Source organism: Mycobacterium sp. (assembly GCF_040509115.1).
Lineage (GTDB): Bacteria > Actinomycetota > Actinomycetes > Mycobacteriales > Mycobacteriaceae > Mycobacterium.
Genome location: NZ_JBEVLO010000324.1, coordinates 1 through 5,617, shown reverse-complemented (window position 1 = coordinate 5,617; position 5,617 = coordinate 1). Strand labels below are relative to the sequence as shown.

At 67.2% G+C, this 5,617-nt stretch carries 5 protein-coding genes; 4 read left to right on the top strand and 1 reads right to left on the bottom strand.

The genetic code is table 11. From position 1 onward, the window contains the following. From thrC to rho, 3 genes are all read left to right on the top strand, one after another. Complete coding sequence (gene thrC / locus ABW137_RS22730) at positions 1-1,062, top strand: threonine synthase (RefSeq protein WP_526403708.1); 1,062 nt, start codon at positions 1-3, stop codon at positions 1,060-1,062. A 15-nt stretch (positions 1,063-1,077) separates the two neighbouring features. Beyond that, positions 1,078-2,043, top strand: coding sequence for a homoserine kinase (gene thrB, locus ABW137_RS22725; protein ID WP_526403707.1), 966 nt, complete (start codon positions 1,078-1,080; stop codon positions 2,041-2,043). 304 nt (positions 2,044-2,347) lie between these two features. Next, positions 2,348-4,516, top strand: coding sequence for a transcription termination factor Rho (gene rho, locus ABW137_RS22720; RefSeq protein WP_526403706.1), 2,169 nt, complete (start codon positions 2,348-2,350; stop codon positions 4,514-4,516). On the opposite strand, the gene ABW137_RS22715 is transcribed toward rho, so the two are convergent. Then, the gene (locus ABW137_RS22715; protein WP_526403705.1) at positions 4,513-5,127 is read right to left on the bottom strand and encodes a TetR/AcrR family transcriptional regulator; all 615 of its coding nucleotides are present in this window, start codon (positions 5,125-5,127) and stop codon (positions 4,513-4,515) included. The genes rho and ABW137_RS22715 overlap by 4 nt on opposite strands. Before the next feature lie 141 nt (positions 5,128-5,268). Here ABW137_RS22715 and ABW137_RS22710 point away from each other — a divergent pair. Continuing rightward, positions 5,269-5,617, top strand: a 349-nt coding sequence (locus ABW137_RS22710; protein ID WP_526403704.1) for an AMP-binding protein, incomplete at its 3' end; no start/stop codon positions are given.

Below are 5,617 nucleotides of genomic sequence, written 5' to 3'. Positions count from 1 at the left end.
GTGCACACGCCGTGGCCGGGGCTGATCGAGGCCTACCGCGACCGGCTTCCGGTCGGCGACGACTGGACTCCCATCACCCTGCTGGAGGGCGGCACGCCGCTGATCCACGCCAAGCGCATCTCCGAGCTCACCGACTGCACGGTGCATCTAAAGGTCGAGGGGCTCAACCCGACCGGCTCCTTCAAGGACCGTGGCATGACCATGGCCGTGACCGACGCGCTCGCTCGCGGCCAGCAGGCGGTGCTGTGTGCCTCCACCGGCAATACCTCGGCGTCCGCGGCCGCCTACGCGGCGCGGGCGGGCATCACGTGCGCGGTGCTGATTCCGCAGGGCAAGATCGCCATGGGCAAGTTGGCGCAGGCAGTCATGCACGGCGCCAAGATCATTCAGATCGACGGCAACTTCGACGACTGCCTCGAGCTGGCGCGCAAGCTGACCGCCGACTTCCCGACCATCGGCCTGGTCAACTCCGTCAACCCGGTCCGGATCGAGGGGCAGAAGACGGCGGCGTTCGAGATCGTCGATGCCCTGGGCACCGCACCCGACGTGCACGCGTTGCCCGTCGGCAACGCGGGCAACATCACCGCGTACTGGCGGGGCTACACCGAGTACCACCGCGACGGTCTGTCGGACAAGTTGCCCCGCATGCTCGGCACCCAGGCCGCCGGGGCGGCTCCGCTGGTCTCCGGTGAGCCCGTCGCCAATCCCGAGACCATCGCGACCGCCATCCGCATCGGTTCGCCCGCGTCATGGCACGGCGCCGTCGAGGCCCAGCAGCAGTCGGGCGGTCGCTTCCTGGCCGCCACCGACGACGAGATCCTCGCCGCGTACCACCTGGTGGCCAGCACAGAGGGCGTGTTCGTCGAACCCGCATCGGCCGCGAGCATCGCCGGCCTGCTCAAGTCGGTGGAGGACGGCTGGGTTGCTCCAGGCTCCACCGTCGTCTGCACCGTGACCGGCAACGGGCTCAAGGATCCCGACACCGCGCTCAAGACCATGCCGCCTGTCCAAGCCGTCCCCGTGGACCCGGTGGCGGTCGTCGAGCAGCTCGGACTGGGCTAGCGGAGTGAATCGTTCGTGACGCGGATGCTGCCCGCCGGACTGGCGGCCACGGCGGTCGTGGCTGCCAGCAGTGCCAACCTGGGTCCCGGCTTCGACAGTCTTGGTCTTGCGCTCAGCCTGTATGACGAGATCGAAGTTCGGACAACGGAATCCGGTCTGATCGTCGAGATCGAGGGGGAGGGCGCCGGTGAGGTGCCGCTGGACGCCTCGCACCTGGTGGTCCGTGCCATCGAGCACGGCCTACGGGCGACCGGTACCGGCGCCGCGGGGCTGATCGTCCGCAGCCGCAACGTCATTCCGCACTCGCGGGGCCTCGGATCGTCGGCGGCTGCCGTGGTCGGAGGTCTTGCGGTAGTCAATGGTCTTGTCGCGCAGGTTGATTCGCGGTTGATGTCGGACGACGAGTTGATTCAGCTGTCGTCGGAGTTCGAGGGGCACCCGGACAATGCCTCCGCGGCGGTCCTCGGCGGTGCGGTGGTGTCGTGGACCGAGGCAGGCGCCGCGGCGCCGCGGTTTGCGGCGGCGCCTCTGCGGCTGCACCCCGACATTCACTTGTTCCCGGCCATCCCCGAGGTGCGCTCGTCGACGGCGGAGACCAGGGCGGTGCTGCCCGACCACGTGGCTCATGCCGACGCTCGGTTCAATGTGAGCCGCGCCGCACTGCTGGTGGTGGCGCTGACCGAGCGCCCCGATCTGCTGATGGCGGCCACCGAGGACCGCCTGCATCAGCCGCAGCGCGCGGCGGCGATGCCTGCGTCGGCGGAATATCTCGGGATCTTGCGCCGTTGTGGTGTCGCGGCGGTGCTCTCGGGCGCTGGGCCTGCGGTGATCGCGTTCAGCACAGAGCCGGAACTTCCCGCCGAAGCCTTGCAATACGGGGCCGAGCACGGGTTCACCGTCAAGGAAATGTCGGTTGGCCGGCATGTCCGTTGGACACCTGGCCCGTCCCCGTCCTTCGGGGACGACGTCGAAAGCGGCTAGAGTAGTTGACAGACGCCACGCGAGAATCCGCCGTGATTCTTGCTTCCAGCGACAATGAGGGTTATTCTCGCTCTCGTCCAGCAATTGCAGCGTCTGTGCCTGCGCCTACACTAGGACGACTACCAATCCTTCTCGTGGATGACGTTCTCCGCATGACGGCGAACTCCGGCGATCACCGTTGCAGCAGCAATGGTTGCACAGGCAATGGTGGGACTTAAGGCATTCGGTAGCCGGCATACAGCGGATCAGCTGAATGCAACGAACCCTCGCACAATTAGATCGGCGAGGGAAAGAAAGGAAATCCGTGACTGATACGGACCTCATCACGGCTGATGGCAGCAACGACGCCGTGAATTCACCAACGGTGGAAGCAGATTCGGCCCCGCCGGCGGATGTACCCGCCGCAACGCCGACTGCCGAAGCTCCCAGCGGCGTCATCGCTGCGACCGAGCGGCCTGCCTCTCTGACGGCCATGGTGCTTCCCGATTTGCGTGCGCTCGCCGGACAGCTCGGCATCAAGGGCTCCTCGGGCATGCGCAAGAGCGAGTTGATCGCCGCCATCCGCGAGCATCGCGGCGACGCCAACGGCGGTGCGGCCAAGGCCGCGCAGCCCACCCAGACCACCATCGACGACGCTGCCGTGCCGGCCACCGAGGCCGCTGCCGAACCCGTCGTGGCGCAGTCCGCCCCGCCCCGTCGTGAGCGTAGGGGCTCCTCCCGCACTGCCGGTGCGCCCGCCGCCGACGCTGCACCTGCCGTCGAAGCTGCACCTGCCGTCGATGCCCAGGAGTCGAGCGCGCCGCCCGTCCAGGACAAGGCTGCTCGGGATACGTCCGCCGCAGCGAAGGTCGACCAGGAGGCGCCCGCCAAGGACGCCCCCGCGCAGGAGAAGTCTCCTCAGAAGGGCGACAAGCGCGACAAGGCCGCGAAGACCGAAGAGAAGACTGCCGAGAAGGCGCCCGAGAAGACCGACGACAAGCGCAAGGACTCCGCCCAGGCGGATGCGCCGCGCACCGAGCGTCAGAACAAGGGCAACGACACCGGTGGCGGGAACGCCAACGCCAACAACAACGGTGGCAACGCCAACAATCGCGCCAACAACGCCAACAACAGCAACGCCAACAGCAACGCGAACAGCAACAACGCCAACAACAGCAACGCGAACAACAACGATGACGATGACGACGGCGAAGGCCGTCAGGGTCGTCGTGGTCGCCGGTTCCGTGACCGCAGGCGTCGTGGCGAGCGCGGCGACACGCAAGGCGGCGGCAACAACGACCGCGATGCCGAACTCCGCGAGGACGACGTCGTCCAGCCCGTGGCGGGCATCCTCGACGTGCTGGACAACTACGCGTTCGTCCGCACCTCCGGGTACCTGTCCGGCACCAACGACGTTTACGTCTCGATGAACATGGTCCGCAAGAACGGCCTGCGCCGCGGTGACGCCATCACCGGTGCGGTCCGGGTGGCCCGCGAGGGCGAGGGCGGCGGCGCCAACAGCGGCAACAACCCCCGGCAGAAGTTCAACCCGCTGGTGCGGTTGGACTCGGTCAACGGCGGTCCCGTCGACGACGCCAGGAACCGGCCCGAGTTCGGCAAGCTGACGCCGCTCTACCCGAACCAGCGGCTGCGCCTTGAGACCACGCCCGACAGGCTGACCACGCGCGTCATCGACCTGATCATGCCGATCGGCAAGGGTCAGCGCGCACTCATCGTGTCCCCGCCCAAGGCGGGTAAGACGATGATCTTGCAGAGCATCGCCAACGCCATCACCACGAACAACCCGGAATGCCACCTCATGGTGGTCCTGGTCGACGAGCGACCTGAAGAGGTCACCGACATGCAACGGTCGGTGAAGGGCGAGGTCATTGCCTCGACCTTCGACCGGCCGCCGTCAGACCACACCGCCGTTGCGGAACTGGCCATCGAGCGGGCCAAGCGGCTCGTCGAGCAGGGCAAGGACGTCGTCGTATTGCTCGACTCCATCACCCGGCTCGGACGTGCGTACAACAACGCGTCGCCGGCCTCGGGCCGCATCCTCTCCGGTGGCGTCGACTCGACGGCGTTGTACCCACCGAAGCGCTTCCTCGGTGCGGCTCGCAACATCGAGGACGGTGGCTCGCTGACCATCATCGCCACGGCCATGGTCGAGACCGGTTCCACCGGTGACACGGTCATCTTCGAGGAGTTCAAGGGCACCGGCAACGCCGAGCTCAAGCTCGACCGAAAGATCGCCGAGCGTCGGGTGTTCCCCGCGGTTGACGTCAATCCGTCCGGTACCCGCAAGGACGAGCTGCTCCTGTCCACCGATGAGTTCGCGGTGGTGCACAAGCTGCGCCGCGTGCTGTCGGGGCTGGACTCGCACCAGGCCATCGACCTGCTGATGAGCCAGCTGCGCAAGACGAAGAACAACTACGAGTTCCTGATGCAGGTCTCCAAGACCGCGCCGGGCTCGCCGGACGACGCCAACTAGTCAGTCGGTTTGGCCGGGTCTGCTCGCAGGCCCGGCATCACGTAGCGCCGCACATGCGCGCGCACTTCGTCGCGGTCGTTGGGGTCCAGGACGTCGCCGGGCACGGTGACGAGCGAGATGATCACCCTGGCCACCCACTCGGATGCCTCGGCGATGTCGGTGGCGGGATGGATCTCGCCCGCGTCGCGCGCGGCAACCAGGTAGCGCTGCCAGAACTCGGCGAGGTCGGGCACCAAGCCCTGCACCCCGGCGCCTGCACACGCGGCGAATTCCTCGGGTTCGGCCATCCGCATACGCATCAGCAGGGTGCCCGGGTCGTCGTACGCGGTGCGCGCGTTCACCACGCCCGCCGCGATCTGCCTGTCGAGTCCTTCGACGTCCTCCAGCATCGCGTGCACTTCGGACCACCACGCCTCGTTGAGCCTGACGATGGCCGCACCCAGTAGGGACGCCTTGTCGGGGAAATGCCGATACAGCCAACCGCGCGACACCTGGGCCACCTCGGCCACCTCGGATACCGTCGTCGACCGAATACCCTTGGCGCGCAGGCATATCTCGGCTGCGTCGATCAGCCGATCGCGAACGCTCTTGGCGTCCGTGCCGCTCGTCACCTGGTCTCCTCGTCATTCCGTCGCGTCAGCAGATGCGATCGGAGCATTCTGTCAACTGGCAGGCGGATACTACCGGCCAAGCAAGGGATGGTAGACAGATTCGCAAATCTGTTCACTCCGCGCGATGAATCGAGGTGAGCCATGGCGGACACACTCCAGCAGTTGTTTCGTGAGCGGTCCGACCAGGACAACGTCGCGGTGAAGTACGGCGACCGCAGCTGGACGTGGCGCGAGCACGTCGCCGAAGCCCGAGCCCAAGCGGCGGCGCTCATCGACATCGCCGATCCCAATCGGCCACTGCACGTCGGCGTGCTGCTCGCCAATACCCCGGACATGCTGACGGCGATGGCGGCCGCCGCACTGGGTGGCTATGTCCTGTGCTGCATCAACAACACCCGACGCGGCGCGGGCCTGGCCCGCGACATCGCTCTGGTGGACTGTCAGATCCTGATCACCGACGCCGCCCACCGCCCGCTGCTCGACGGTCTCG